Origin of the sequence: Streptomyces sp. NPDC055955 (assembly GCF_042270245.1) — a bacterium.
GTDB lineage: Bacteria > Actinomycetota > Actinomycetes > Streptomycetales > Streptomycetaceae > Streptomyces.
The window spans coordinates 1-26,479 of the sequence record NZ_JBHJYS010000042.1 but is presented as its reverse complement, the minus strand read 5'-3'; the positions used below and the strand labels follow the sequence as shown (position 1 = coordinate 26,479).

Here is a 26,479-nt window from a genome sequence, read left to right as displayed (position 1 = left end):
CGGAAAGAAGTACGCGCATGCCTTCCGCAGCCGGAACCGCCTCCGGCCGACTGCCCTTCGTCGTCTGGGTGCTCGCCGCCGGTACATTCCTGATGGGAACCACCGAGTTCGTCGTCGCAGGGCTGCTGCCCGAGATGGCCGGTGACCTCCATGTCAGCGTCTCCCGAGCCGGGCTCCTGATCACCGCCTTCGCCATCGGCATGATCGTCGGCGGGCCGGGCATGGCCCTGACCACCCTGCGCCTGCCACAGCGGCGGACCATGGTCCTGGCTCTGGCCGTCTTCGCGCTCGGACATGTCGTCGCAGCCCTCAGCAACTCCTTCACGGTCCTGCTCATCGCCCGCGTCGTCACCGCCCTGGCCACCGGCGCGTTCTGGGCCGTCGGGTTCGTCATCGCCACCGCCGCCGCCGGCCCCGGAAACTCCACCCGGGCGGTCAGCGTCATGATGGGCGGTCTGACCCTGGCCAACGTCGTCGGCGTGCCGATCGGCTCCCTCGCGGGCCAGTTCACCGGCTGGCGCGGCCCCTTCTGGGCCCTGGCCGTCCTGTCCGGCCTCGCCGCCGTGTTCGTGGGCCGGTTCATCCCCACCGTCGAGCGGCGCGCCGGGGTGTCGGTGCGGGCCGAGGTGCGCGCTCTGCGGCAGGGCCGGTTGCGGCTCGCGCTGGCCGCCGCGGTACTGATCATGGGCGGCGTCCTGGCCACGTACACGTACATCGCCCCGCTGCTGACCGACCGTGCGGGCGTCGCCGAGAGTGCCGTCCCGCTGGTCCTGATCGCGTTCGGCGTCGGCGCGCTGGGCGGCAACGCGATCGGCGGCCGCCTGGGCGAGAGCCACCCCATGGCCACGACCATCACCGCCGCCGCGGCCACTGCCCTGACCCTGTTCCTGCTGATCCCCCTGTCGGACAGCCCGGTCGCGGCTATCGCCCTGGTCTTCCTCATGGCCCTGACCGGATTCACCGTCAACCCGGTCGTCACGTCCCTCGCCGTCCGCTTCGCCGGCGACGCCCCCACTCTGACCTCGGCCCTGACGACCTCCGCCTACAACACAGGCATCGCCGCGGGCTCGGCCCTCGCCGGCACGGCTCTGAACTCCTCCCTCGGCCTGACCGGCCCCGTGCTGGTCGGCACCGTCTCTGCCGCCCTCACCCTCCTCCCGCTCAGCGCGCTCACCCTCGGAGCAAGGCGCCGACCCGCGCGAATCGTCGCCCAGCGCACCCCAGCGCGTGAGCGGCGAGAGGCCGACGCGCCGGTGACGTCCACACACTGAACCCTCAGCCCCAACTCCCCGTCGCACAGCTTCAGTCGGAAGCGGTCGGTATTAACCCGGCGCACCACTTCACCGCCGGTTCGCATCAAGAGTCCGCTCCGGATTCGCTACCCGCTGGTGTGCGGGGCCGGTGCCGGTAGTTCCACAGTGATGCGCATCCCGCCGGCCGAGCGTGGGGCGAGAGTGAGGGTTCCGTCGTGTGCCTGGGTGATGGTTTTGACGATCGCCAGGCCGAGGCCGACGCCCGCGTGGTCGGTGCGCATGCGTTCGGTGCCGCGCTGGAACGGTTCGGTGAGCGTCGCGACCAGCTGCGGGGTGAGCGTCGCGCCGGTGTTCTCGACCGTGAGCACCACGGTCCTGGGACGGACGCTGGTGTCGACCCACACGGTGCCCTGTTCCGGGAGGTTGTGGACGATCGCGTTGTGCACGAGGTTCGTCGTCAGCTGCAGCAGGAGTGCCGGCGATCCGATCGTGGGGGTGATGTCGCCGCGGGTCTCGATGGTGACGCCGTGCTTCTCCGCGAGAGGGAGAAGTGTTTCGGTGGCTTCTTCCGCCAGGAGGGACAGGTCGACCTGTTCTCGGGTGAAGGACCGCTGGTCGGCGCGACTGAGCAGGAGCAGTGCTTCGGTGAGATCGATGGCCCGGGTGTTGACGGCGTGGAGGCGGTCGATGAGTTCGGCGGTGGCGTGGTTCGGATCGGTGCGGGCCACGTCGAGAAGTGCCTTCGAGATCGCCAGCGGGGTACGCAGCTCGTGAGAGGCGTTGGCGGCGAATCTCTGTTGTCCGGCGACATGCGCTTCGAGCCGGGCGAGCATCGTGTCGAAGGCGTCGGCGAGTTCGCGGAACTCGTCGTTGCGGCCCGGTAGCCGGATCCGGTGGGAGAGCGATCCGTTCGCGGCCAGGCGGGTGGCGTCGGTGATCCGGTTCAGAGGAGCGAGCATGCGGCCGGCGAGGATCCATCCGCCCAGGAGGCCGAACACCAGCAGGAACGCCAGTACCGCGGCTGCCGTTGGGGCGAAGGTGCGCAGGACGGCGTAGCGGTAGTCAGGCACGATGATGAGCCCGGGGTGGACCACATGGTTCAGGAACACCCACACCGCCAGGAGCAGCAGGGCGCCGGCGACCATGAGGAAGCCGGCGTAGCTCAGGGTGAGTTTGAGGCGAACGCTCAGCCCAGGGGCTCTATCCACGATCCCCTCCCTCGTGTCCTGCCTCCGGTTTCGTGTCGATGCGGTAGCCGACGCCTGGCAGGGTGGCGATGAGCCAGGGCTCGCCGAGCCGCTTGCGCAGTGCCGAGACGGTGATGCGCACGGCGTTGGTGAACGGGTCGGCGTTCTCGTCCCATGCCCGTCCCAGCAGTTCCTCGGCGCTGACGACACCGCCTTCGGCGGCGACGAGGACTTCGAGCACTGCGAACTGCTTCCTGGTCAGCGCGACGTAGCGGCCGTCCCGGTAGACCTCCCTGCGGAACGGGTCCAGCCGCAGTCCTGCGATCTCTCGTACGGGAGGTCTGTTGTGGGCACGTCTGCGGTTGAGCGCTCTGAGCCGGAGCGCGAGTTCTCGAAGTTCGAACGGCTTCGTGAGGTAGTCGTCGGCGCCGAGTTCGAACCCGGAGGCCTTGTCGTCGAGACGGTCGGCCGCGGTGAGCATGAGGATCGGCATGCCGCTGCCGGAGTCGACGATGCTTCGGGCGATCTCGTCACCGGAAGGTCCGGGGATGTCGCGGTCGAGGACGGCGATGTCGTAGTCGTTGATGTTGAGCAGTTCCAGAGCGATGTCGCCGTCGCCCGCGATGTCGGCCGCGATCGCCTCCAGGCGCAGGCCATCGCGGATGGCTTCCGCCATGAAGGGTTCGTCCTCGACAATCAACACGCGCATGGCACCGATGCTATGAGCCGGCGCATATCGTCGGCGTATCGAAAACCGCATACGTGCCGGCAACGCCACGCCGCTTTGACTGGTGGCATGACTCGACCCCCGCCACAGCCGGAACGCCGACCCGCTGGATTCGCCGGCTCCTTGTCGTCGGCCTGGGGGTTGTCATCGCGTGATCGCCGCAGCCCTGGGCCACCGGATCAGGGTGCCGAGTACGCGCTGTGTCAGATCCACAAGAATGGACCCCGGCACGACGACGCCACGAAGCAGTCGACCACGGTCGCCCGCGTATGCGTGCCCCCACCCAGGACCCGAGGACGCTGCAGTGACCGGAAGTGAGCGAGGACAGACGATGGTGCAGGTGGGCGCGGCGGAGACCGGACGAGGGAGCGCCGGCCGCCCGGACACCGGCTCCGGTACGTGGCGCGCGCGCCTGCGCGAGGCGATCCGCGTCGGCTCCCGCCCGGGGCCATGGAAGCGCGGCCCGGTCCTCGCTGCGCTGGCGCTGCTGCTGGGCCTTTTCATGCTGCTGCACGCCGAGATCCCGAACAGGATCGGCAACCTCGGCAGCCTGGTGGAGACCTTCCTGCCGTGGTTCGGCCTGTTCGTCCCGGTGCTGCTGGCCGGGGCGCTCCGGCGCCGCTCCGCTTCTGCGGTCGTCGCGCTGCTGCTGCCGGTCACGGTGTGGCTGAACCTCTTCGGCGGCCTGCTCAGCGACAAGTCCCACCCGGGCGGTGAGCTCACCGTGGCCAGCCACAACGTCGGCGCCGACAACCCCGACCCGGTCGGCACCGCCCGCGACCTGGCCGCCTCCGGTGCGGACGTGCTGGCACTGGAGGAGTTGACCCCGCAGGCCCGGGGCACGTACGAGAAGGAGCTGGCGAAGGCGTACCCGCACCACACGGTGCAGGGCACGGTCGGGCTGTGGAGCAAGCTCCCGCTGTCGGACACCGAACCGGTCGACGTCAAGATGGACGCAGGGCCGCTGGCTGCCACCAAGCCGGCCGACGTCAAGATGGCTTACAACCGAGGGCTGCGGGCCACGGTGGCCACGGACCACGGGCCGCTGGCGGTGTATGTGGCCCACCTGGGGTCCGCACGCGTGAATCCCAGGGCGGGCTTTTCGACCGGTCAGCGGGACGCGGGCGCGCGGGCGCTCGGTGAGGCCGTCGCCGCCGAGCGGAACGAGCGGGTGGTGCTGCTCGGCGACCTCAACGGCACGATGGACGACCGGGCGTTCGACGGCGTCACTTCGCAGATGCGCTCAGCCCAGGACGCGGCCGGGGACGGCTTCGGCTTCAGCTGGCCGGCGAAGTTCCCGGTGGCGCGGATCGACCAGATCCTGGTCCGCGGCGTGAAGCCGCAGAGCTCCTGGGTGTTGCCGGCCACCGGCAGCGACCACCGGCCGGTGGCGGCCGGAATCAGCTGGTGAACACCGCACGGAGCCTTCGGGAAGCGCCCCGCGTCTCCTGATCCCGCGTCAGTGTCACCGGCGTCTCTCCTGTACGGGCCAAGCTCACGAGTAAGCAGTCGAGAAGCCCGGTCCGGAGGTCGGCATACGAGCAGATGCACTCCTGAAGTGCCCCGGCGTGCACGTCGGTCGGCGCCCACCCACCTGGGTGATCAGCCAGGAAAGCACTCGGCAACCCCGCATCCTTCGGGTCACCGCCCGGTAGATCTCGTGACGGTTCGCTGATGCACTAGGGGCCATCCACGCCGACGGCCCGCAACGGCTCTCGCGGACCCGGCCGGTGCATACGGAGAGGTGGAGCGTGGCGCTCGTGGAGTGCGCCACGCACCACCGCCGACACCAACCCCTCCCGAGTCGCACACGCGAGGCCTCAGCCTCCTTTTGGATCCCTTGTCCGACTCTGGATTAGGCTTTCACCTTGCATCTGCGGACGAGGAAAGCGATGGGGCTGTTTCATGGAGAAAGGCATGCTGCCGCCGGGGCAGCGCCTGGCCAAAGGCTGGCCCGTCTCGCACTACGGGCCGGTGCCCCGCTTCCGCCCGGAACGCTGGACCCTCCAGGTCTTCGGCGCCACCGCGGACCGGGCGAGCCACTCCTGGACCTTCGAGGAAGTCACCGCCCTGCCCAAAGTCACCGTGGTCGCGGACCTGCACTGCGCGTCCGGCACCAGCACCACCGGCCACACCTTCTTCGGGATCCCGGCACGCGTCCTGCTGGACCTCGTCCCACCTGCCGAGGGCGTGTCCCATGTGATGGCCTGGGCCGAGTACGGATACAGCGCGAACCTGCGCCTCGAGGACTTCACCGCCGACTCCACCGTCATGGCAACGCACCACGACGACGAGGTGCTCACCGCCGAACACGGCTTCCCGCTACGCCTCGTGGTGCCGCATCTGTACGGCTACAAAGGCCCCAAATGGCTACGCGGCATCGAGTACATGACGCAGGACCGCCGTGGCTTCTGGGAGGAACGCGGCTTCCACAACATCGCCGACCCCTGGACGGGCCGACGCCACTCCTACCAGGAGGACGAGAGTCCCTGACGGGCCGACTTGCCGACACATCCTCCAAGTCGGATCACGCATATGCGGCACTTCTTGGCTGATCCCCCAGGCATAAGGCAGGGTACTTGGGGATTTGGGGCGGCAGATGCAAGATGGAGTCGTCGTTCGGGGCGGACCGCACACCGCCCCGGCCCGGCCCACAGGCGAGGTCCCCTTGGTCATGCGCACCCACGACGGCAGTGGCGGTGATGTCGACTACGGCACCATCGGCTCCCTCTACGCCTCCTACCGACGCCCCGATGAGCGCATCGCCCACGTGATCGCAGAGGCACTCGGCGATGCGCGCACCGTTCTCAACGTCGGCGCGGGTACCGGTTCCTACGAGAGTGCCGCGCACACGATCACCGCGGTCGAGCCCTCTTTGGCCATGCGAGCCCAGCGCCCGGCCGAACTCGCCACGGCCATCGACGCCGTGGCGGAGGGACTCCCCTTCGCCGAAGGGCAGTTCGACGCGGCGATGACCCTCTTCAGCGTCCACCAGTGGTCCGACGTCGAGGCGGGGCTGCGGGAGATGCGACGCGTCACGCGTGGCCCCGTCGCCGTCCTGACCTGCGACCCCGCGCGCGTGCGCGACTTCTGGCTCTACGAGTACGCCCCCGATGTCCTGGACACCGAAGCGCGCCGCTACCCGCCGCTGGACCAGCTCACGGCCGCGCTCGGCGGCAGCACCACGATCCAGCCCGTCCCCATCCCGCTGGACTGCACGGACGGCTTCAACGAGGCGTACTACGGCCGCCCCGAAATGCTCCTCGACCCGGCCGCCCGCCAAGCCTGCTCGGCCTGGAGCTTCGTCGACGACCGGGCCCGGCAGGACTTCGACACCTCGCTGCGCCGCGCCCTCGGCTCGGGCACCTGGGACGAAGCCTTCGGCCACCTGCGCAGCCGCCCGAGTTACCACGGGTCCCTTGTCCTGCTGCGCGCCACCCCGTGACCGCACCAGCGACACCTTCCGCAGAAAGGGGCGCAGGGTGGACCCCCTCGCACGCCGCCAGATGATCGCCCACGTGCAGGTCGAGCGACAGCGATTGCTGCCGGAACACGAGCAGGCCACACGGACCACCATCGAGATGCTCCGCGCCGGCACCGGCCACGCGAGCGACCCCCAACTGGTTCCGTATCTCCACCTCGCGTACCTGCTGGGTGTCAAAAACACCTATGGCGATGACCAGTTGATGGCCCTGGCGCTGTCAGTGGCGAACTGGGCCACCACCGCCGTCAACGACCTCGCTCACCACACCGGCCGCACCCCACAACAGATCATCGACCAGTACGAGACCGACATCATCGCGGACGAGGAAGACCTCACCTGACGCCGAGTCTGCTGAGCGCGAGTCCGGACGTCGCAACGATCTGAACCCGGCCTCAGCACCAGTCGATGACACCTCAAGAGGCCACACCGGATCAGAGGGCATGTTTCCCGGGCCGCACCGCGTTGCTGGGCCGGGCAGGGCCGGTGAACTCGCGGCCCATCCCGACGCGCTGGAGAAGCTGCGCCGGGAGGCTCGCGACGGGGGCCGACCGGCGGACCAGGTCGAGCGCCACCTCGGCTCGCTGACCAAGGTCGGCCGGCCGACGGCGCGGCCATCGGCGGCCCCTCGGATCCGGCGTCGCCGAGCGGTGCCGGGCAACCGGCAGATGGCCGAAAGGGTCGCGGGAAGGAATCCGTCGCCGGTCAGGAACCGGCCGCGCGAACACCATGTGGCTGTGGCGATCGCGCTCACGGGAGGGGATCGCCGGTCACGCGGCGCGCCGGACGGGGCGCTGTGCCGTGCGTCCGGATCTCGGCCCGCTCCGAGACCGTGGGGCCGTCCAGGAGGCGCGACCGCTTGGCAGGCGATCGCGCCCACGGTCCTCAGGCGTGTCGCCCTCCCACTTCCGTGGTGGGAGAGTGGGGCCCTTCGCGCAGCGTGGTGCAGCTATGCGACGGGGGTGGCGCGGATCGCGGAGATGTCGAACTGCAGCCGGACCTTCTCACTCACCATGGTGCCGCCGGCTTCGAGGCGCTGGTTGTAGACGAGGCCCCATTGAGTACGGTCGATGGTGGTCGTGGCGTCGAAGCCGGCTCGTTCGTAGCCGAAGGGGTCGAGTACCGAGCCGAGGTAGTCGAGTTGGAGTTCGACGGGGCGGGTGACCTGGCGGATGGTGAGGTCACCTGTCATGCGGAAGCTCTCTCCGCCTTCGTGGGTGGCGGAGGTGCTGCGGAAGGTCATTTCCGGGTAGCGACGGGCGTCGAAGAAGTCGGTGCCGATGAGGTGGGCGTCGCGCTGTTCGACGCCGGTGTCGACGCTGGCGACCCGGATGGTGATTTCGGCCCGGGACTGGGAGGGCCGGGCCCCGTCGAAGTACAGGGCGCTGTCGTAGTCGGCGAAGGCGCCGCGCACGGTGGTGACCATGGCGTGGCGTACGGAGAAGCCGATGCGGCTGTGCGGGCGGTCGATGGTCCATTGCCCGGTCAGTGCGCGAAGGGCAGGGTCGAGCGCGGCGCCGGCAGTCTCGGCGCCCGGGAAGGGCGTACGGGGGCCGGCAGCAGGTGTCGGCTCGATGGTCGCGCTCTGGCGACGGCTGAAGATACCCATGCGGTCGTAGCCTCCTCGAATGTGATTACTACGTGTTATCACGGCGCCGGAATGGGGTGGACAGTGAGATGGGTGGCCTCGTCCGATATCTCTGTCATGGCCTGCAAAGATGCACAGGATCGACCCAGGATCGTCATGAGTGTGGATGCACTGTCGGGCGACATGTATTCACTCAGAGTCACTTGCCGGCTCGGCCAGGTGGCGGAGTCGGCGTTCGTGACGCACTCGGTGGCCGCCGTTCATGGGCCGTGCGTGGACCGATCTCGTGAACGGGGACGGACTCCAGCACCGATACTGCTGCACCGTTCTGGTGCGGGAGGTTCTGGTTGCTCCGGGAGACGTCGTCGGTTCGGGTGGTGGCGGAAGGCTCGCGCCGACCTGCTGTCGTGGTCGCCGCAGGGATGGCGTGGCGGGTGGGTGCCGCCCCGCTGGCGGGGCATGGCCGGTGGGGCGAGGATGGCGCGGACGGGAGTCCCGAGAAGGCGGTGCGCGCATGGCGGTGGAAGTCGCAGGGGCGGCGGCCGAGACGTTCCTGGACGGCTTCCCGAGCGTCTTCGACCAGGGGCAGGCCGTGTGGTTCCCCTGCGAGGGGATCTCGGCGTTGCCCGCGGATCCGTTCAGCGTCTTGAGCCACGCGGGCGCGCCGACCGGACCGCGGGATCCCTTCGGCAGCGTCAACAACGACACGAACTGCTTCGTCCTTGTCCTCGGCCGCCGAACCGCCGGAGCGGCACCAGGCGCCTCCCTGCCCGTCCTGGACGTGTACCCGTCGCCCTCCGAAGCTCTCGCCGGGCCCGTACACCTGCTGCCCCTCGAGACCGCTCAACCGGCCTGAAACAACTGGACAGGAGGGACGCACGTGGTGGACGCCGGCCCCTACCCCGGCACGGGAGCATCGGACACGGCCGTACTGGAAGCCTTGTTCACGCAGGGACCGCTCGGCCTCTTCCTTCTCGACGAACATCTGCGTGTGCGTCGCTACGACACATCGGCCCGTGGCCTGCGCGGCATCGCCGCCGAGCGGGTGATCGGGCGGACGCTCGGAGAGTTCGGTTCGGGCCTCGACACCACGAAGCTCGCCGCCCTCGCTCAGGAAACCCTCCGCACGGGGCGGCCCCTGCTACGGCACACCCTGAAGGGGCCGGCGACTCGATCGGACGAGGACGTGACGGTCTCGGTGTCCATCTTCCACGTGGACGACGCGGCCGACGGGCAGCCCGGCGTGCTCATGGCGGTCGAGGACGTGACCGAACGTGAGGCGGCCCGGGCGCGGCTCGAACTCCTCTCCGACACCTACCGGACCGTCGGCACGACGCTGGATGCGATGACGACGGCCCGCGAACTGGCAAGCGTGCTGGTGCCGGCCCTCGCGGACGCGGTGGCGGTGCACCTCCTGGATGCGGTACTGCGAGGTGATCCCCACCGTGCGGGACGGGTCGACGCCGGAGAGCCGCTGCGCCGCGCGGCCTTCCTGAAGGGGACCTCGACACATGCCGGGGAACGGGATGTGATCGACGGACAAGGCACGGTAGATGAACGGGGCACGATCCTTGAGACGCTGTCCCTGGCCACCCCCTTCACACGGAGCCTCGAGGACGCCACGCCCCGGCTGGTCTCGCGGCTGGACGCCGACGGGGTCTGGCCACCCGAGCTGTCCGAGCACGCGCGTGCACTCGCCGCCGCGGGTGTCCACTCGTTGATGGCCGTGCCCCTCGTCGTATCCGATGCCGTGCTCGGTGTCGTCACGCTCTACCGCTCGGGGCAGCCCCAGCCGTACACACAGCAGGACCTGGATCTTGCGATTCAGGTCGCTTCCCGGGCCGCCCTCGGCATCGACCACGCGTCGAGCTACGCACGGGAGCGGAACACGGCAATGGCCCTCCAGCGGCATCTGCTGCCGAGCCGTACGCCGGAACTGACAACCGTCGAGACGGCGCATCTGTACCTGCCCGTCAGCGCGGGCGGGGACTGGTTCGACGTGATCGAACTGTCCGGAGCAAGGGTGGGACTCGTCGTCGGCGACGTCGTCGGACACGGGATCGAGGTCGCGGCCATGATGGGGCGCCTCCGTACCGCCCTGCGCACGCTCGCCGAACTCGATCTGGAGCCGGACGAGTTGCTGACCCATCTCGACGAGATCGCTGCCCGGCTCGCCAGTGAGAACGCCGACGCCGACGCGTCGGACCAGCATGACGGCACCCCCGGCCCGCGGACGGGTCGCCACCTGCGCGTACGCCGTCTACGACCCGGTGAAGCGCCGCCTGACCCTCGCCTCCGCCGGGCACCCCGCGCCGCTGCTCGTCTCGCCGGAAGGAGAGGTCGCCACCGTGGAGGTCGACGTGGGCCCCGCGCTCGGCACGGCCCACGGCACGTACGAGACAGCCACGTACGGCCTCGACGACGGCGCCGTCCTGTGCCTGTACACCGACGGACTGCTCGCGGGCAGTGACGAGGCGGCCCACACGCTTCGTCGCGTGCTCACCCACCAGGACCGCGCCCTGTCCGAGACCGCCGATGCCATCGCCTACGCCTTGGCCGACGAGCAGGCCGAGGACGACGCCGTCCTGCTCCTGGCACGCGCCCGCGGCCTCTCGGACGACCAGGCGGTTCACTGGGACCTGCCCTCCGATCCCTCGGTGGTCGCCGCGGCGAGGGCTCTGGCCGGACGACAGCTGGCCGCCTGGGGGTTGGAGGCCATCACGTTCGAAACGGAACTGATCATCAGTGAGCTGGTGACGAATGCCATCCGGTACGGCGAGGGCCCGGTGAGTCTCCGGCTCATCCGTGACCGGCACCTCACGTGCGAGGTCACCGACGGAAGCAACACCTCGCCCCACATGCGCCGCGCCCACGACACCGAGGAAGGCGGCCGAGGGCTGTATCTCGTGATGAGCATGAGTTACCGCTGGGGCACGCGCTACGCCGCACGAGGCAAGACGGTCTGGTCGCAGCAGTCCCTCCCCAGCCGGACCGAATGAAAGTGCTCCGTCGCCACGGTGAAGCAGCCGACTGCCATGCGCCGCCGCACGGTCCACGGCTTCTGGGCGCTCGGATGACAGGTTTTCCCTGAGCCGACCGCTCCATCGGACGGCCGGCCCCCGCCTTCGATGATGCGGCTGCTTCCCGCGCCGCTGGACGGTTGGTGACCCGGTGGACCGGCGTCAGGCCCATGCGCAGCTCGGGGGAGTCTTCCGGCGCCGGCGCGGTCTGAGCTGCGAAAGCGCGGTGGGGGGGGCGGATGGGCTGCCGGGCCGGTGCGCGCTGTGCTCGTACTACGCTGCCAAGGTGATGAACCCCAGCGAGCCCCAGGATCCGCTGCCGGCCGCGCGGGGCTCGGCCGTGGTGCGGGGCGACCGCGCGGGCTCCGACGGGGGCGGCGCCGCGGGCCGGAGCCGTCCGGCCAACCAGGGGCGGCGGGTCGCGGCCCGCAATCGGGCCGCTCTCATCGCCGCCGCGCGCGAGGTCTTCGCCGATCAGGGCCTGAACGCCCCGCTGTCCGCCGTCGCTCGCCGCGCGGGGGTGGGGCAGGGCAGCCTCTACCGGCACTTCGCCGACCGCTTCGCACTGGCCTCCGCCGTTCTGGACGAGAACGTCCAGCAGATCGAGCGGGCCGGCGCCGAGCCGGGCGCGAGTCTCAAGGATGTTCTGGGCGTGGTCACTTGGCACCTGACCCGCTCGACGGCGTTCGTCGACCTGTTGCGCGTGCGCGGCGACGGCGAGCAGGCCCGCGCGCTGTCCGAGCGCGTCCGCGGTGTCCTGGCCCGGTGCCTGCCCGCCGGGCATCGTCTGTCCGCCGACGACGTCATGCTCGCGGTCGCGATGGTCTCCGGCGCCGTCGCAGGCCCCACCCCGGCCGAGCGCGAGCGCGTCGCCCTGGCGGCCTGGCGACTGCTCGGCGTCGAGGTGGGACCGCTGCGACCCTGCGAGGCGGTCGTCGACGAGTGACCGTCAGCCGCCGTTGGACTGGCGGACGCCCTTGGCCAGTGAGGGGAACGTGAAGACGTACCCGCCGGCGGGGCCGCTGACGGTCATGTAGGCCCTCGTGCCGCCCGGAGTGATCGCGACGTTGGTCGCCGACTTCAGACCCTCGGATCTCGGGGCGGGAACCTCGACGGTGGCCAGGCGCGCCCCGTACTCGCTGTAGACGGCGATGGCGGGCCGGCCGTGCAGCGCCTGGTAGAGATTGCCGTCGGCGTCCACGGCGATGGAGTCGGTCTGGGCCAGGCCGCCGTCGACGTGGATGGCCTCGTGCCGGGACGTCACAGCGGTCTTGCCGGCGTCGAGCAACAGGTAGGAGATGGTGTCCTCGGCGAGCTCGCTGATCCACAGACCGCGCAGTTCGGGGTCGAACATGACTCCGTTGGGCTGGGCGAGCCCGTCGGCCAGGACGGTGGTCTTCGTGCCGTCACGGTCGATGCGCACGATGCGGCCGTCGGTCTCGTCCGGCTCCGTGCCGTGCGCGTCGCTCACGTACACGTTGCCCTCGTCGTCGAAGGCGATGTCGTCCGGCGTCATTCTGGAGCCGTCGACCTCACCGGAGAAGAACGTGCGCGGCTGCGAGCCGTCCTGCGCGACGCTGACGATCGAACCGGTGGCGAAGTCGGTCAGGTACAGGCGGTGGTCGTGCGGGCTGATCTGCGCGGAGGTGTAGGCACCGGTCCTGTCGGTGTAGACGCCTTCGTGCCGGCCGGTGGCGACATCGACGGAGATGAGCTTGGGCTCGCCCGGGGGTGCGGTGACGTCCACGACGTAGAGGCTGCCGTCGTCGACCAGGACCGGGCCTTCCAGCAGGGTCATGCCGGTGGCCTCGTGCACGTCGGTCACGTGCGCGAGCTGGGTGGCCCGGATGACTCTGCCCTCGCCGGACGACGCGGGTTTCGCGGCCGGGGCGGCGGTCTGGGGGCCGCACCCGGTCAGCGTCAGGAGGCCGAGGGCGGCCAGACCCGCCAGGACGCGGGGCGTACGGGACGTGGTCATACGGTGATGTGCTCCTTCCTGTCGCCCGGATGCCCGGACGTCGTGACGTGCAGGAGGCGAACCTCGGGCCGTGGCACGGGAGTTCGGCGACTGGGCCCTGCCATGGGGCTGGTTCCGCTCCCGGGCTCCCGGACGGCTGTCAGGCGACCGACCAGCCGCCGTCGGAGGGCAGGATCGCGCCGTTGAGGTTCACCGCGTCCCTGCTGAGCAGGAACGTGATCGATGCGGCCAGTTCCTCGGCCATGGCGAGGCCGGGGATCGCGACACGCATCTTCGCGGTGCGGGCCGAACCGTACGGGGCGGCGGAGGGGACATGGATGCCGGTGGCCACCGCGCCCGGGGCGACGGCGTTGACCTGCACGCCGGTGCCCGCGTACTGGAAGGCCGACGATTTCGTCAGGCCCACCAGGGCGTGCTTGGAGGTGGTGTAGGCGGCGCCGGCGGCCGAGCCGCGCAGGGCGGCCTCGGAGACGATGTTCACGATCCGGCCGCCGCCGGCGGCGAGCATGCCCGGCACGACGGCACGCATCAGGCGCATGGGGCCGTCGACGTTGATGCGCATGACGCGATCCCAGACGGTGTCGTCGACCTCGTGCACCGCGGCGTCGTCGTCCATCACGCCGGCGACGTTCGCCAGGGCGTCCACGCGACCGGCCGCGGCGGCGAGCACGGCGTCGGCGGACGTGGGCGCGGTGATGTCGGCGGTGAGGGGCACGACCGCCTCGCCCAGGTCGGCCGCAAGGGCCGCGAGGCCGTCGGCGGAGACGTCGACGGCGATCACGCGGCCGCCCTCGCGCACGATGCGTGAGGCGACGGCCTTTCCTATGCCGGAGGCGGCACCGGTGACCACGACGGTCTGGCCGCTGAAGCGGCCGGGCGTGACCTGTTCGGTCCACGGTTCGGGGGTGCCTGTCTCGATGCCCGGGTCGGGTTCCACGACCGTCGCGGAATCGGCCGGTGGAGCGGTGGGCAGGCCTTCGGGGACCTGACCGGTCTCGGCGGCGGTGACCAGCGTGTCCACGAGCTCCGGCGGGAACTTCCCGCCGGACATCTTCACGAGCTGCTCCAGCGGCAGGCCGAGGGCGGGGGCCAGGGCCTGCTCGCTCTGCCTCTGGGAGGCCAGGAGTCCGCGCAGGATCCGCCCGGCGGCGGGATCCGCCAGCCAGTCGCGCAGCGGGGAAGCGGGGGTGAGGTTCGACATCGCGGGCCCTTCGTGTCGTGGCGCTCGGGCGGGACCGTGTGACGGAGGACCCGCACCGCAACCGGACAGTGTTGTCCGGTTCTTGGGTTACGGTACCGGTGACCGCGTGGGACGCCTCGCGAGGGCAGGCCCCGACCCACGCGGAGATCAGCGCACCTCCCCCCACGAGAGGAACCCGCCAGATGACCCTGCCGCAGTGCGACACCCCGCCCACCCCGCAGGAGAGCGCCGACCTGCACGAGCGCTACCGCATTGAGCGTGAGCGCCGTGTACGCCCCGAAGGCCCGAGCCAATACCGCTCCACGGACGCGGAGTTCGGCTACTTCGCCACCGACCCGTACGTCGACGGCGTCGCCGAGCGCGAGCCGCTGCGCGACGTGGTGGACGTCGCGATCGTCGGTGGCGGGTTCGGCGGGATCCTGGCTGGCGCCCGCCTGCGCGGGCAGGGCGTGGCGAAGGTGCGGGTCATCGACAAGGGCGGTGACTTCGGGGGCACTTGGTACTGGAACCGCTACCCGGGCATCCACTGCGACGTCGAGTCGCATGTCTACCTGCCGCTGCTCGACGAGACCGGATACGTGCCCGAGTGGAAGTACGCGCCCGGAGAGGAGATCCGCCGTCACGCGGTGCGGATCGCCGAGCAGTTCGGGCTGTACGAGGACGCCCTCTTCTCGACAGCCGTCACCTCCCTGGCCTGGGACGAGGCCGCCCAGCAGTGGAGGGTGGCCACCGACCGCGGCGACACGTTCCGCGCCACCTACGTCATCACGGCCACCGGCACGCTGACGGAGCCCAAACTGCCCGGCATCCCCGGCATCGAGGACTACCGGGGCCACACCTTCCACACCTCCCGCTGGGACTACGGGTACACCGGCGGCAGTCCCGAGGGAGGCATGACGGGCCTGGCCGGCAAGAGGGTCGCCGTCGTCGGCACCGGTGCCACCGGCGTACAGGTCATCCCCATGCTGGCCGAGGACGCCGGGCACCTGTACGTATTCCAGCGCACCCCGTCCGCCGTGGATGTGCGTGGCCAACGGCGCATGACACCCCAGGACGTCGGCGCGGACCGTCCGGGATGGGCGGCCGAACGCCGGGACAACTTCCTGCGGATAGCGTCCGGGGAGGGTGCCGAGCGGGACCTGGTCGCCGACCGCTGGACGGCGTCGGCCGCCCTGCTGGAGAAGCTCCTGCCGAGCTTCCGCCGCGACGGCGAGCCGGACTTCGAGGCCGCCTACGAGGCCGCCGACCACGCCACGATGAACCAGGTGCGCGAGCGGGTTGCCGCCGAGGTCACCGACCCGACCACGGCCTCGGCCCTCCAGCCCTGGTACCGGTACGCGTGCAAGCGCCCCACGTTCTCCGACACGTATCTCCCCGCGTTCAACCGGGACAACGTCACTCTCGTGGACACCGCCGACACCCACGGCATCGAGCACATGACGGAGCGCGGAGTCGTCGTCGGCGGGGTGGAGTACGAGGTCGACTGCGTGGTGTTCGCGACCGGGTTCTCCGTGGGCGTCTCCGGCGTCACCTCAGGTGAACTGCCCGTGACCGGCCGCGGCGGACTCCAGCTCCTGCACGCGAGGGCGAAGCAGGGCCCACGTACCTTGCACGGCTTCACCAGCAACGGGTTCCCGAACCTGATCCAGATGGGCTCGCTGCAGAACGCCAGCAGCGTGAACTTCACGCACATCCTGGACGAACAGGCCGTGCACGCCGCTGCCCTGGTCGCCGCCGCGGAGCAGAAGAACGCCGTCGTGGAGCCCACCCCCGACGCCGAGGCCGCGTGGGTCGACGTCTGTGCCAAGGGCGCCCCCGACCATGAGTGGTTCCACGCCGAGTGCACCCCCGGCTACTACAACCGCGAGGGTCGCGGCCGCCCCAACGGTCCGACCGCCTACCCGCACGGCGCCGTCGCCTTCCACGACCTCCTGCGCAACTGGCGCGAGGAGAACATCGCCGAGGCCCTCCGGGCCAAGGCCACCATCTCGGCGGGGCGCGTCGACCGGTCAGCCTCACTCTGAACCCACGCCGAGGCTGCGGTAGTTCCCGTACGGCGACGGGACCGCGGCCGCCCTCGTCCCGGAAGGGGAAGCGGAATCCGGCCTGCGCTTCCCCTGAGGGAATTCCCTGACCCGATCGGTCGAGCCAAGCCGCCCACTCCTGAGCGGACTTGACCGAGGAGACCTCCCGCCCACCGGCTCGAACAAGCAGGCGGAGCGATCAGCTCTGTCGGCGGGTCGGACCTTCCTGCGCGGAACGGGAGCCGGGCGAGGCGGGCGCGGTCATGTCGAGCAGGAGCAGCGCGTCGTGGTCGGGGCTGCCGGGTTCGGCGGTGTAGACGCCGATGCGCTGGCCGGGTGTGCCCTCCACGTGCAGGGACTGCGACGTGAGAGTCAGCGTGCCGACCTGGGGGTGGTGGAACGTCTTCTGCGCGGGCTTGCGCCCGGTCACTTCGTAGCGTTCCCACAGACCCGCGAAGTCGGGGCTCTTCAGGAGGAGTTCTCCCACCAGGCTGGTCAGGTCGGGGGCGTCGGGCGCGGTGCCGGAGACGGCGCGCAGGCGGGCGACGCAGCCGGTGATCTGCCGGTCCCAGTCGGTGAAGAGGCCGCGGGCGGCGGGGTGGAGGAAGAGGTAGCGGGCGAGGTTGCGCTGCTTGAGCGGCCAGTCGTCCAGGCCCGCGTAGAGGGCGAGGCCGCCCGGATTCCAGGCGAGCATGTCCATGCTGCGGCTGATGACGTACGCCGGGTTCGGCCGGAGCGACTCGAGCAGCAGCTTGAGGTGCGGGCGCACGGTACGGCTGGGGGAGGGCGGCGGCTCGGGCGCGTATCGGGCGGCACGGGCGGCGAGCTCGCGCAGATGCTGGTGCTCCTGGTCGTCCATGCGCAGGGCGCGGGCGAGGGAGTCGAGGACAGCGGGGCTGGGACGGGTCTCCTTGCCGCGCTCCAGGCGCACGTAGTAGTCGATGCTGATGCCGGCGAGGGTGGCCAGTTCCTCGCGGCGCAGTCCCGGGGTGCGGCGGACCCCGGCGCCGACGGTCAGGCCGACGTGCCCGGGGCTGGTCTGGGTGCGGCGGGCGCGCAGGAAGCGGCCCAGCTCGGCGCCTTCGCTGTGCGCGCTCTCGGATGCCATGTTCTTCAGTCTCACACCGCTTCGACCTACGGCGCAGGTACGAGGGGGGCCCTGTCGTTACCCCTGAAGAGCCCGCCCTGCCACACCCGCGAAATCTGGGCGACGGTGAAGGCACAACACACCGGCACCGCGCCCGCGAGCGGTCGAACAGGCATGATCGCGCCCGGCGGGCGAGTGAGAGTTGCCGGCACGTCACGAACCGGAGATACCCGATGCACTACATCAAGCTGCGCGACCTGGAGGTCTCCCGGATCGGTCTCGGCGCGATGGGCATGTCCCACGGCTACACCGACTCCGGCACCGACGAAGCGGAGTCCGTCCGGACCCTGCACCGGGCACTGGAGCTGGGCGTCACGTTCATCGACACCGCCGAGATCTACGGTCCCTACACCAACGAGGAACTGCTGGGCCGGGCGCTGAAGGGCCGCCGCGACCAAGTGGTGCTGGCGACGAAGTTCGGCATGGTCTCGCACGCCGGAGCGGGCGCGTGGAATCCGGACTCCACCCCGGCCAACATCCGTACCGCGGTCGAGGGATCCCTGCGGCGCCTCGGCACCGACCACATCGACCTGTACTACCAGCACCGCGTCGACCCGAACACGCCGATCGAGGAGACCGCAGGCGCCGTCGCCGAGCTGGTCGCCGAGGGCAAGGTCCGTGCCTTCGGCCTCTCGGAAGCCGGCCCGGACACCATCCGCCGCGCCCACGCCGTCCACCCGGTCACCGCGGTGCAGTCGGAGTACTCGCTGTGGACGCGCGGCATCGAGGAGTTCATCCTGCCCGTCCTGCGTGAGCTGAACATCGGCCTGGTGCCCTTCGCTCCGCTCGGCCACGGCTTCCTCACCGGGCAGATCCGTACCACAGACGGATTCAAGGCGGGCGACTTCCGGCACGGCAACCCCCGCTTCACCGGCGAGAACTTCCAGCGGAACCTGCGCATCGCGGACGAGGTCCAGGCAGTCGCCGAGCAGGCCGGCGCCACGCCCGCGCAGGTCGCGCTCGCCTGGCTGCTCGCCCAGGGCGACGACATCGCCCCGATCCCGGGCACCAAGCGAGTGCACCGCGTCGAGGAGAACACCGCCGCCGACGCCATCGAGCTGACCGACGACCAGCTCACCCTGCTCGGCAGCCTTCCGCCGGCCGCGGGCGAGACCCACACGGAAGCCGGACGGCAGATGCTCGAACGCTGATCACGTCTTGCGAACCCTGCCGCCGCCGGCGGCGCCCACCCCTACCTCTTGGAGCACCCTTCCCATGCGCGCAGCAGTGATGTACGGAGCCGGAGACGTCCGCGTCGAGGACCGGCCCGACCCGAAGATCGTCCAGCCGACCGACGCCGTCGTCCGCACGCTCGCCGCGTGCGTGTGCGGCAGCGACCTGTGGCCCTACGGCTCGATGCCCGCCACCGACACCGGCCGCCCCATGGGGCACGAGTTCCTCGGCGTCGTGGAGGAGACCGGCGCGGACGTGACCGGCCTGAAGGCGGGTGACCTGGTCGTCGCCCCGTTCACGTACAGCGACAACACCTGCGACTACTGCGCCAGGGGCCTGCACATCTCCTGCCGCAACGGAGGCCGGTACGGCTTCGAGGGCGTCGACGGCGGCCAGGGTGAAGCCGTCCGCGTGCCGTGCGCCGACGGCACCCTGGTCACCCTGCCGGTCGCCGCCGACTCGGAGCTGCTGCCGTCGCTGCTGGCCCTGTCGGACGTCATGACCACCGGCCACCACGGCGCCGTCACCGCCGGCGTCGGCCACGGGGACACGGTGCTGATCGTCGGGGACGGCGCGGTGGGCCTGTGCGCCGTCATCGCCGCCAAGCGGCTGGGGGCCGAGCGGATCGTCATCGCCGGCCGCCACGCACCGCGCACGGACCTGGGCCGCGACTTCGGCGCGACCGACGTCGTCGCCGAGCGCGGCGAGGAGGGCGTCGCCCGCATCCGTGACCTGACCGGGGGAGTGGACAAGGTGATCGAGGCCGTCGGCACGCGCCAGGCGCTGGACACCGCGCTGGGCGCGGTCCTGGACGGCGGCACCATCAGCCGCCTCGGTGTCCCGCAGTACGAGCAGGGGCCGATCGGCCCGGCGGATTTCATGCGGAACATCACCCTGACCGGCGGCGCCAGCCCCGCCCGCGCCTACATCGAGCAGCTGCTGCCCGATGTCCTGGACGGCAGCATCACACCCGGCCGCGTCTTCGACCGCACCTTCGCGCTCGACCAGGCCCCTGAGGCCTACCGGGCCATGGCCGACCGCCGGGTCCTCAAGGCCCTCATCACCCCCTGACCTCGCCTGATGCGCGACCACGGGGTGCAGATCCAGTCCTGGAGGGGGTTCGTCGAGGGCGAGAACGCGCACCGGCGGTTGCAGAGCCAGGTGAGCGGGGTGAGCCGGAGCGGCGCACGGCGGTACACGGCGTACTCGGCCCGTACAGGAGGGGCCGGTTCCGGCGGTGCCTGTGCAGCGGTTGGCGGTATGAAGGCCGGGTACTCGGGGTGCACGTGATGGCCGGCGTGGCACATGGTCGCCCGGCGGCGCACGTGGTGCTCCTCGTCTCCGGTGAGGAGGCTGTCCCCGAGATCAGCCGTTCGCCCAGTCCCCGTCGTCGGCGGTCTGCCGGTGATCGTGGGGGTGATCTCCTCGGCTGGTCCGGTCCACGGAAGGAGAGGCCAGACGATGGCGCGGATCTTCGTTGATGGCGATGACCTGGTCGTGCATCTGTCATGGCGGGAGAAGGCAGCCGCTCGCCACGGCCATGTGCGCGCCCCGCTGACCGCGGTGAGCCGGGTGACGGTCGAACCCGACTGGTGGCGAGCCCTGCGCGGTGTCCCGCAGAGGGGCGTATGGATTCCGGAAACCTGGTGCGTCGGCACGCGCAGCCATCCAGCCGGGATGGATTTCGTGGCCATACGGCCTGGCAGACCTGTCGTGTGTGTCGAACTGCGGGCCTCTTCCTCCGCCCCCCTCAGCCTCCTCGGCGTCTCTGTTCCCACCCGTGCGGAAGCCACGGACATAGCGCAGTCGATCTGTGGAAAGGCACCGGACATCGACACATCCACCCCCTGGCGGCAGCCGCTCCCGGTCCCCGAGGAGAACTCTTCCTGAGCAGCGGTCGGCCGGCTGCCGGAGAGAAGTCGCCGATGACCTCGTCGAGCGCAGCAGGTCGCCACAGTCGGTGATCGCGACAGTCGAGGCTCGGGATCGACATGCCGGACGCTCCTTCGCCCACGGATTCATCACGGCGGCCGGGAGGGGAAGGCCGAATGCGCCCTTACCGAAAGAGGGTTGGGGGTACTTGGGCCTTCAGGACGGCAGATCTCGGCCGTGGCCACGGCGCGGACCGAGGGGACGGCCACCGCGGCCGCCGAACGGCTCCGCCACTCCTTTGTTCAGGAGCGAGGCTGCCGTGCGGGCACCGGGGTGCGCGTGCGGGCCGCAACCGATCGGCCCGGGTGACGACGTCCCGGGCGACGACGGCGCCGGACAGGCGCCTGGTCGGGGGTGGCGCTTCGGAGTGACGCCACGTCCAGCGCCTCGTGACGCCTTCGGCACAGGGCCACCACGGCGTGTTTGGAGGCTCCTGCCGGGGAAACGCGATAAGCGGGTTGCGAGCGATATGCGGAGGCGAACCGTGGCTCCACCCCGCACCGGATCGTAGGTGCCGCCGCGGCTGGGGCCCGACGGCCCGCCGTGTGTCCGGGGCGGCCAGGCACAGGCGCGCCACGGGTATCACCTGAGACATCAACAAACTGTTGCCTCTGACAACGTCGGAAGTATGCGCAGCAGGTCACCGCGTACAAGCAGCTGTTCACCGACGACCTGGTGGTGAGCAGGCAACCGCCCGCACGAGCAGTCGGAGCCACCGACCGGCGCGACGACCCTCCGAAGCGACGATGCCTCGGAAGGGACGACCCCTCGGAAGGAGCGACATGAACCCCCATCCACTCACAGAACTCGCTCAGCAGTTGCGTGTCGACAGTGTCCGCGCCTCCGCCGCCGCGGGCTCCGGGCACCCCACCTCCTCGATGTCCGCGGCAGACCTGATGGCCGTCCTGCTGGCCCACCACATGCGCTATGACTTCGATCGCCCCGCACACCCCGGCAACGACCGCTTCGTGCTCTCGAAAGGGCACGCCTCACCCCTGCTGTACGCCGCGTACAAGGCGGTGGGCGCGATCAACGACACCGAACTGCTGACCTTCCGCAGGCTCGGGAGCCGGCTGGAAGGCCATCCGACGCCCCGGCGGCTGCCGTGGGTCGAGACGGCCACCGGCTCGCTCGGCCAGGGGCTGCCCGTCGGCGTGGGCATCGCCCTGGCCGGCAAGCGGCTCGACCGTACGGGATACCGCGTCTGGGTGCTGTGCGGCGACAGCGAGCTCGCCGAAGGCTCCGTGTGGGAGGCCGCCGAACACGCCGGATACGAGCACCTGGACAATCTCACCGCGATCGTCGACGTCAACCGCCTCGGCCAGCGCGGCCCGACCCGGCACGGACACGACCTGAAGGCCTACGCGCGCCGTTTCCAGGCCTTCGGCTGGCACACCGTCGAGATCGACGGCCACGACATCGACGCCGTCGACCGCGCGTACGAAGAGGCCCTGTCCACCGCCGGGCAGCCGACCGCGATCCTCGCCCGCACCCTCAAGGGCAAGGGCGTGGCCTCCGTCCAGGACCGCGAGGGGATGCACGGCAAACCGCTGCCGGACCCCGAGGAAGCGATCGCCGAGCTCGGCGGCGTGCGCGACCTTCGCGTCGAGGTGCACCACCCGCCCGCCGCACGGATGCTGCATCCCGTGGGTTCGGGCCACGCCGAGCTGCCGCGTTACGAGACCGGCGACCAGGTCGCCACCCGCGACGCCTACGGGAAGGCGCTCGCCGCCGTCGGCACCGCCCGTGGCAACGTCGTCGCCCTGGACGGCGAGGTGAGCGACTCGACGCGCTCCGAGTTCTTCGCCAAGGCGCACCCCGATCGCTTCTTCGAGTGCTACATCGCCGAGCAGCAGCTGGTCGCGACCTCGGTCGGGATGGCGACGCGCGGCTGGGTGCCCTACGCCTCCACGTTCGCCGCGTTCCTCACCCGTGCGTACGACTTCGTGCGGATGGCCTCGATCAGCGGGGCCGGGATCAACCTCGTCGGTTCGCACGCGGGCGTCGCCATCGGCCAGGACGGGCCTTCGCAGATGGGGCTCGAGGACCTCGCGATGTTCCGGGCGACATACGGCTCGACCGTGCTGTACCCGTGCGACGCCAACCAGACGGCGAAACTCGTCGCGGAGATGGCGGGCCTCGACGGCATCCGCTATCTGCGCACGTCCCGCGGCGGCACCCCCGTCATCTACAGCCCCACGGAGGAGTTCCCGATCGGGGGAAGCAAGGTGCTGCGCGCCTCCGGCGAGGACCGGCTGACCGTGGTCGCGGCGGGCGTCACCCTCCACGAGGCGCTGGCAGCAGCCGAGTTGCTCGACCGTGAGGGCATCCCGGTCCGGGTGATCGACCTGTACTCGGTCAAGCCGGTCGACCGCCGCACCCTGCAAGAGGCCGCCGAGAACACTGGTTGCCTCCTGACCGTGGAGGACCACCGCGAGGAGGGCGGTATCGGGGACGCGGTGCTCGACGCGTTCGTCGACGGCCGGCCCGTACCGCGCCTGGTGCGCCTGGCCGTCCGGACGATGCCTGGCTCGGCGAGTCCCGCGGAGCAACTGCACGCCGCCGGTATCGATGCCGAGTCGATCGCGGCGGCGGCGCGGCTGCTGGTCGAGACGGCTGTCGTGCGCTGACCCGGGCAGGCCGAGCCCGTGGTGCGGGTCAGCCGCCGGCGAGGGCCCTCGTGCGGCCGCTGCGGCGGCCGCACCCCGGACCGCCGACGGAGCCGGCCGCAGTGAGCAGCCGGGCGGCTGAGCAGCCGGGCGGCGCGCAGCGTGACGCAGGCCCGGCCCGTGCGGCCCGGCAGCCGGGGGTCCTGAACCGGTGGCGGGCGTCGTTCGAGGCGGCCCTGGCACGGACGGGTACGTCGTGTTGCCGCGGAGTGGCACGTCGCGAGGCCCCGGACTGGTACGTCGCGCTGCCGGGTCCGGCACGTCGGGCGTTGCGTCAGCCTGACGACTCCTCGGGCACGGGGTGGTCGGGGTTCGGGCTTCCGGCGTGTGGGGCGCCACGCCGGCCCGTACCGGCCTCGTCCGTGTCGGGGATCTCGGTGTCGGGCTCGGGACGCTCTTCGTCGGACGGCCCGGTGTCGTCCTCGTCCCAGGGATCAGGGCCGGCACCTGCCTGCTGGTCGGGCATGTCCCTCGGCGTGGGCTCCGGAACGGGTGCTTCGGGTCGGCTGTCACTCACAGGTTCTCCCTTCTTCGGCGGGCTGGGCGTCACACGCGTACCCAGGCCGATGGAATCGACGCGCCGAGGGCGATGTCGAGATCACCGACCCATCGTCTCCGGAGCCCGCGGTGGGGGCGACCACACGAACATGAGGATCGTCGCGTCGCCGCGCGCGGAGACGGTTTTCCTGGGCGTCCAGAATCGAGTGGAATCGCAGGACTGTCTTGAACACCCTGCTCACGGGTCTGGGGCGCCCGCGATGAGGCATGTCCGCGGAGCCTGCTGTCAGGCGACGCGGTTCAGGCAGTCCGCCACGACTTCCTTGTCCAGGGCAGCGCGCACGAGCGCCGACGCCAGCTCCGCGTGCGGTGCCTCGTCCGCGAGTCGGAGGAGGTCGGCGGTGCGCTGCGGCAGTCCCAGACGCTCGGCGCCCTGGAGCGCCTTGGAGTCCACGAAAGGGCCGAACTCCGGCCACACGTCCTGGACCTCACGCAGGAAGATGTCCGTTCCCAGCGGGCCGATCCCCGGCAGTTCCCGCAACAGACGCCGCAACTCGTCCGCGTCGCCGTCCGCCCGCTGCCGCATCCTGCGCAGGTCGCCGCCCCAGCGGTCGATCAGGATCTGGCCTCCCTCACCCAGCTGGGTGGCGGTGCGTTCGTCGTAGCGGCGATAGCCACCCCGCCCGAGCGCGTCCACGCGCTCCTGCCAGGTGGCTTCGGCCATGCGTTTCGGGTTCCTCAGCCCGGCCTCGTGCAGTGCACGGGAGGTCGAGACCGCGACGGAGGCACGGATCCGTGCGCTGAGCAGGTGCGCCAGTACGAGGGTCCGGTAGAGCGGCTGGGGTGTGTTCCTGAGCTGGATGTGGGCTTCGGCGGTGTAGGTCTGCCCGTGGCGGCGGAGCAGTTCCCCCATCACGGCCTTGTTCTTCTTGGTGTCGTTCCTCTTCTTGTCGGTCATGGCCACCGCTGTTCCTCAGCGTGATTGCTCAGTCCGTGGCGATCCGGGAACGCTGAGGTCCGGGTATCCCTGGAGCACCGGGGAAAACCTGCCGGAGGCTGTTCGTCCGGTGACATGTGGGCTTTCACTGACCTGATCGTCGAGGCGACCACGGCTGATCGAGTGCTGGTCACGGAGTCGCCGGGCGGTTCTCATGCCTGGTGATCCCTCGAAAGCAGCCACCGCCGGCGGCGGCGTTCGGTGACGAGGCCCGCAGCGACCAGGAGGGATACGAGGACTGCCGCCCAGACGGGCCACGCCAGCCACGCGGAGGTCACGGCCGCGGCGAACTGAAGCAGTACCAGCAGGACCGTGACCGAGCCCGGCACCGGGACGAGCACATGCGCCTTGTCACCGGGGGTCGAGAACACGGTGGGGAGGCCGATCAGAATCATCACAGCCAGGACGGCGAGCGGCCAGGACTGCTCCCACAGCGCCCAGGGAGTGGCCACCCAGGCGATGAGCTCCGTGGAGAAGCGCAGGGCCGATGCGATGCGGTCGTCCGGTCGTTCCACGATTCCCCCCGAGCAGCGAGACAGCCACCCTCGGACGATGCCACGGCGCCGGACCGACCGGTACTGATTCACCGCACCGGCATGGGGTTCATGTGCTGAGCAGCACTACATGCAGGGTGCGCGGCCCGTGGACTCCTTCGACCCGGTCGAGCTCGATGTCGCTGGTGGCGGAGGGTCCCGAGATCCACGTGAGCGGGCGGGTGGGGTTCAGCCGGGGAAGTGACTGCGGTACCGAGGCGACGACCTGATCCCTGGTGCGGACGACGCAAATGTGCAGATCGGGGACGAGGGTGAGCGCGCGACGGCCTTGCCCCGGGCCGCCGTCCAGGACGATCGTGCCGGTCTCCGCGATGGCCAGGGCGCAGGAGGTGACCACGGCGTCGACGGCGTCGAGGACGGACGGCGTGAGGACGGCGCCGCCCGGCGCGGCCTCGTCCGGGAGTTGCTCCACGTTGCTGCGGGACAGCCATCCGGCCGGCAGGCCCGGTGGCACCGCGACAGTGCGGACTCCATTCTCGGCGAGCAACGTCCCTATGAGAGAGGGGAGTTCTTCATCCGTGACCCGGTGCACCGCAGCCCGGTAGTCGGCCAGATTGTCGTGCAGCAGGTCGAGGATCGTCGTCGCATCGTCGATGGTGTGCGTGGTGAGATAGTCGCGCGAGGGCTCGGGCGTCTCGGGTGCGTCGGCGAGTGCCTGACGTATACGGGCCAGGATCCGCTCGCGGGGCGAGGGCGGCGTGGGGGAGCTCATGCGCGGTTCTTCTTCCACCAGTCGCGGAACGGTTCGGCGGGCATCCGGGGCAGGTCGCGGCTGTTGGTCCACTGCCCGGCGCCCGGACCGGACAGCTTCTTCGGGTGCAGTTTGCGGGTCCTCGACGCGATGCGTTCGCCCGCCGCGAGGGCGCCGGGGTGGTCGAGGACCCAGCCCGCCGCCTTGATCGTGGCCTTCTCCAGGCGGTGGCCGGGACCTCCTTGGTCGGCGACCTTTTCCCGGAGGTGGACGAGGACTTCGGGGATGTCGATGGCGACGGGGCAGACTTCGTAGCAGGCGCCGCAGAGGCTGGAGGCGTAGGGGAGTGAGGCGTCGAT

General features: G+C 70.7%; 24 protein-coding genes and 1 pseudogene. 14 read left to right on the top strand and 11 right to left on the bottom strand.

Annotated features, from left to right (window positions below; genetic code table 11):
• Window positions 1–17 precede the first annotated feature (17 nt).
• Window positions 18–1,271, top strand: coding sequence for an MFS transporter (locus ACFC96_RS44870; protein WP_376618464.1), 1,254 nt, complete (start codon window positions 18–20; stop codon window positions 1,269–1,271).
• 107 nt (window positions 1,272–1,378) lie between these two features.
• On the opposite strand, the gene ACFC96_RS44865 is transcribed toward ACFC96_RS44870, so the two are convergent.
• Both ACFC96_RS44865 and ACFC96_RS44860 read right to left on the bottom strand, forming a co-directional pair.
• Complete coding sequence (locus ACFC96_RS44865) at window positions 1,379–2,461, bottom strand: sensor histidine kinase (RefSeq protein WP_376618462.1); 1,083 nt, start codon at window positions 2,459–2,461, stop codon at window positions 1,379–1,381.
• Window positions 2,454–3,149 carry a response regulator transcription factor gene (locus ACFC96_RS44860; protein ID WP_376618460.1) on the bottom strand — a complete coding sequence of 232 codons (696 nt, stop codon included), beginning with the start codon at window positions 3,147–3,149 and terminating at the stop codon, window positions 2,454–2,456. Before ACFC96_RS44860 ends, ACFC96_RS44865 begins: the two co-directional genes overlap by 8 nt.
• A gap of 349 nt (window positions 3,150–3,498) precedes the next feature.
• On the opposite strand from ACFC96_RS44860, the gene ACFC96_RS44855 reads away from it, so the two are divergent.
• The 4 genes from ACFC96_RS44855 to ACFC96_RS44840 all read left to right on the top strand — a co-directional run bounded on the left by ACFC96_RS44855 (window position 3,499) and on the right by ACFC96_RS44840 (window position 6,991).
• Window positions 3,499–4,578 carry an endonuclease/exonuclease/phosphatase family protein gene (locus tag ACFC96_RS44855; RefSeq protein ID WP_376618458.1) on the top strand — a complete coding sequence of 360 codons (1,080 nt, stop codon included), beginning with the start codon at window positions 3,499–3,501 and terminating at the stop codon, window positions 4,576–4,578.
• Between the two features lie 494 nt (window positions 4,579–5,072).
• Window positions 5,073–5,660, top strand: coding sequence for a molybdopterin-dependent oxidoreductase (locus tag ACFC96_RS44850; RefSeq protein ID WP_376259608.1), 588 nt, complete (start codon window positions 5,073–5,075; stop codon window positions 5,658–5,660).
• 181 nt (window positions 5,661–5,841) lie between these two features.
• Window positions 5,842–6,612, top strand: a complete 771-nt coding sequence (locus ACFC96_RS44845) for a methyltransferase domain-containing protein (protein ID WP_340458776.1) — start codon at window positions 5,842–5,844, stop codon at window positions 6,610–6,612.
• A 37-nt stretch (window positions 6,613–6,649) separates the two neighbouring features.
• Window positions 6,650–6,991, top strand: coding sequence for a hypothetical protein (locus ACFC96_RS44840; protein ID WP_376259612.1), 342 nt, complete (start codon window positions 6,650–6,652; stop codon window positions 6,989–6,991).
• A 606-nt stretch (window positions 6,992–7,597) separates the two neighbouring features.
• Here ACFC96_RS44840 and ACFC96_RS44835 read toward each other — a convergent pair.
• Window positions 7,598–8,257, bottom strand: coding sequence for a YceI family protein (locus ACFC96_RS44835; protein WP_376618455.1), 660 nt, complete (start codon window positions 8,255–8,257; stop codon window positions 7,598–7,600).
• 493 nt (window positions 8,258–8,750) lie between these two features.
• Between ACFC96_RS44835 and ACFC96_RS44830 the strand changes: the two genes are divergently transcribed.
• The 4 genes and pseudogenes from ACFC96_RS44830 (at window position 8,751) to ACFC96_RS44815 (ending at window position 12,202) form a co-directional block, all read left to right on the top strand.
• The gene (locus tag ACFC96_RS44830; RefSeq protein ID WP_376618454.1) at window positions 8,751–9,092 is read left to right on the top strand and encodes a hypothetical protein; all 342 of its coding nucleotides are present in this window, start codon (window positions 8,751–8,753) and stop codon (window positions 9,090–9,092) included.
• A 24-nt stretch (window positions 9,093–9,116) separates the two neighbouring features.
• Window positions 9,117–10,352: pseudogene (locus ACFC96_RS44825) on the top strand (PAS domain-containing protein); the annotation flags it as partial.
• A 94-nt stretch (window positions 10,353–10,446) separates the two neighbouring features.
• Window positions 10,447–11,235, top strand: coding sequence for a SpoIIE family protein phosphatase (locus ACFC96_RS44820; protein WP_376618452.1), 789 nt, complete (start codon window positions 10,447–10,449; stop codon window positions 11,233–11,235).
• Window positions 11,236–11,545: 310 nt separating this feature from the next.
• On the top strand, window positions 11,546–12,202 hold the full coding sequence (locus ACFC96_RS44815) for a TetR/AcrR family transcriptional regulator (protein ID WP_376259865.1): 657 nt from the start codon (window positions 11,546–11,548) through the stop codon (window positions 12,200–12,202).
• A 3-nt stretch (window positions 12,203–12,205) separates the two neighbouring features.
• Here ACFC96_RS44815 and ACFC96_RS44810 read toward each other — a convergent pair whose 3' ends face one another.
• Together ACFC96_RS44810 and ACFC96_RS44805 are read right to left on the bottom strand one after the other, a co-directional pair.
• Window positions 12,206–13,234 (bottom strand): SMP-30/gluconolactonase/LRE family protein, encoded by a 1,029-nt coding sequence (locus ACFC96_RS44810; protein ID WP_376618450.1) that lies wholly within the window; start codon window positions 13,232–13,234, stop codon window positions 12,206–12,208.
• A 139-nt stretch (window positions 13,235–13,373) separates the two neighbouring features.
• The gene (locus ACFC96_RS44805; protein ID WP_376618448.1) at window positions 13,374–14,435 is read right to left on the bottom strand and encodes an SDR family NAD(P)-dependent oxidoreductase; all 1,062 of its coding nucleotides are present in this window, start codon (window positions 14,433–14,435) and stop codon (window positions 13,374–13,376) included.
• A 182-nt stretch (window positions 14,436–14,617) separates the two neighbouring features.
• Here ACFC96_RS44805 and ACFC96_RS44800 point away from each other — a divergent pair, with 182 nt between their 5' ends.
• Window positions 14,618–16,459, top strand: a complete 1,842-nt coding sequence (locus tag ACFC96_RS44800; RefSeq protein ID WP_376618446.1) for a flavin-containing monooxygenase — start codon at window positions 14,618–14,620, stop codon at window positions 16,457–16,459.
• Between the two features lie 199 nt (window positions 16,460–16,658).
• Here the strand turns inward: ACFC96_RS44800 and ACFC96_RS44795 are convergent, their stop codons facing one another.
• Entirely contained in the window at window positions 16,659–17,567 is a 909-nt protein-coding gene (locus ACFC96_RS44795) for a helix-turn-helix transcriptional regulator (protein ID WP_340458991.1), read from the bottom strand.
• 212 nt (window positions 17,568–17,779) lie between these two features.
• Between ACFC96_RS44795 and ACFC96_RS44790 the strand changes: the two genes are divergently transcribed.
• From ACFC96_RS44790 to ACFC96_RS44775, 4 genes are all read left to right on the top strand, one after another.
• Window positions 17,780–18,757: an aldo/keto reductase gene (locus ACFC96_RS44790; RefSeq protein WP_376259624.1), complete on the top strand. Its 978-nt coding sequence runs from the start codon at window positions 17,780–17,782 to the stop codon at window positions 18,755–18,757.
• Between the two features lie 64 nt (window positions 18,758–18,821).
• The gene (locus tag ACFC96_RS44785; RefSeq protein ID WP_376618445.1) at window positions 18,822–19,850 is read left to right on the top strand and encodes a zinc-binding dehydrogenase; all 1,029 of its coding nucleotides are present in this window, start codon (window positions 18,822–18,824) and stop codon (window positions 19,848–19,850) included.
• Window positions 19,851–20,240: 390 nt separating this feature from the next.
• The gene (locus ACFC96_RS44780; protein WP_376618443.1) at window positions 20,241–20,669 is read left to right on the top strand and encodes a hypothetical protein; all 429 of its coding nucleotides are present in this window, start codon (window positions 20,241–20,243) and stop codon (window positions 20,667–20,669) included.
• Between the two features lie 824 nt (window positions 20,670–21,493).
• Window positions 21,494–23,341: a transketolase gene (locus tag ACFC96_RS44775; protein ID WP_376226918.1), complete on the top strand. Its 1,848-nt coding sequence runs from the start codon at window positions 21,494–21,496 to the stop codon at window positions 23,339–23,341.
• Between the two features lie 313 nt (window positions 23,342–23,654).
• Here ACFC96_RS44775 and ACFC96_RS44770 read toward each other — a convergent pair whose 3' ends face one another.
• From ACFC96_RS44770 to ACFC96_RS44750, 5 genes are all read right to left on the bottom strand, one after another.
• Window positions 23,655–23,897: a hypothetical protein gene (locus ACFC96_RS44770; RefSeq protein ID WP_376618441.1), complete on the bottom strand. Its 243-nt coding sequence runs from the start codon at window positions 23,895–23,897 to the stop codon at window positions 23,655–23,657.
• Between the two features lie 267 nt (window positions 23,898–24,164).
• Complete coding sequence (locus tag ACFC96_RS44765; protein WP_376618439.1) at window positions 24,165–24,836, bottom strand: endonuclease; 672 nt, start codon at window positions 24,834–24,836, stop codon at window positions 24,165–24,167.
• A 191-nt stretch (window positions 24,837–25,027) separates the two neighbouring features.
• Window positions 25,028–25,390: a hypothetical protein gene (locus tag ACFC96_RS44760; RefSeq protein WP_376618437.1), complete on the bottom strand. Its 363-nt coding sequence runs from the start codon at window positions 25,388–25,390 to the stop codon at window positions 25,028–25,030.
• A gap of 88 nt (window positions 25,391–25,478) precedes the next feature.
• Window positions 25,479–26,141, bottom strand: a complete 663-nt coding sequence (locus ACFC96_RS44755; RefSeq protein ID WP_376618436.1) for a lactate utilization protein C — start codon at window positions 26,139–26,141, stop codon at window positions 25,479–25,481.
• A partial coding sequence (locus ACFC96_RS44750) for a lactate utilisation protein LutB domain-containing protein (RefSeq protein ID WP_376618434.1) occupies window positions 26,138–26,479 on the bottom strand: 342 nt, incomplete at its 5' end. The genes ACFC96_RS44750 and ACFC96_RS44755, both read right to left, overlap by 4 nt.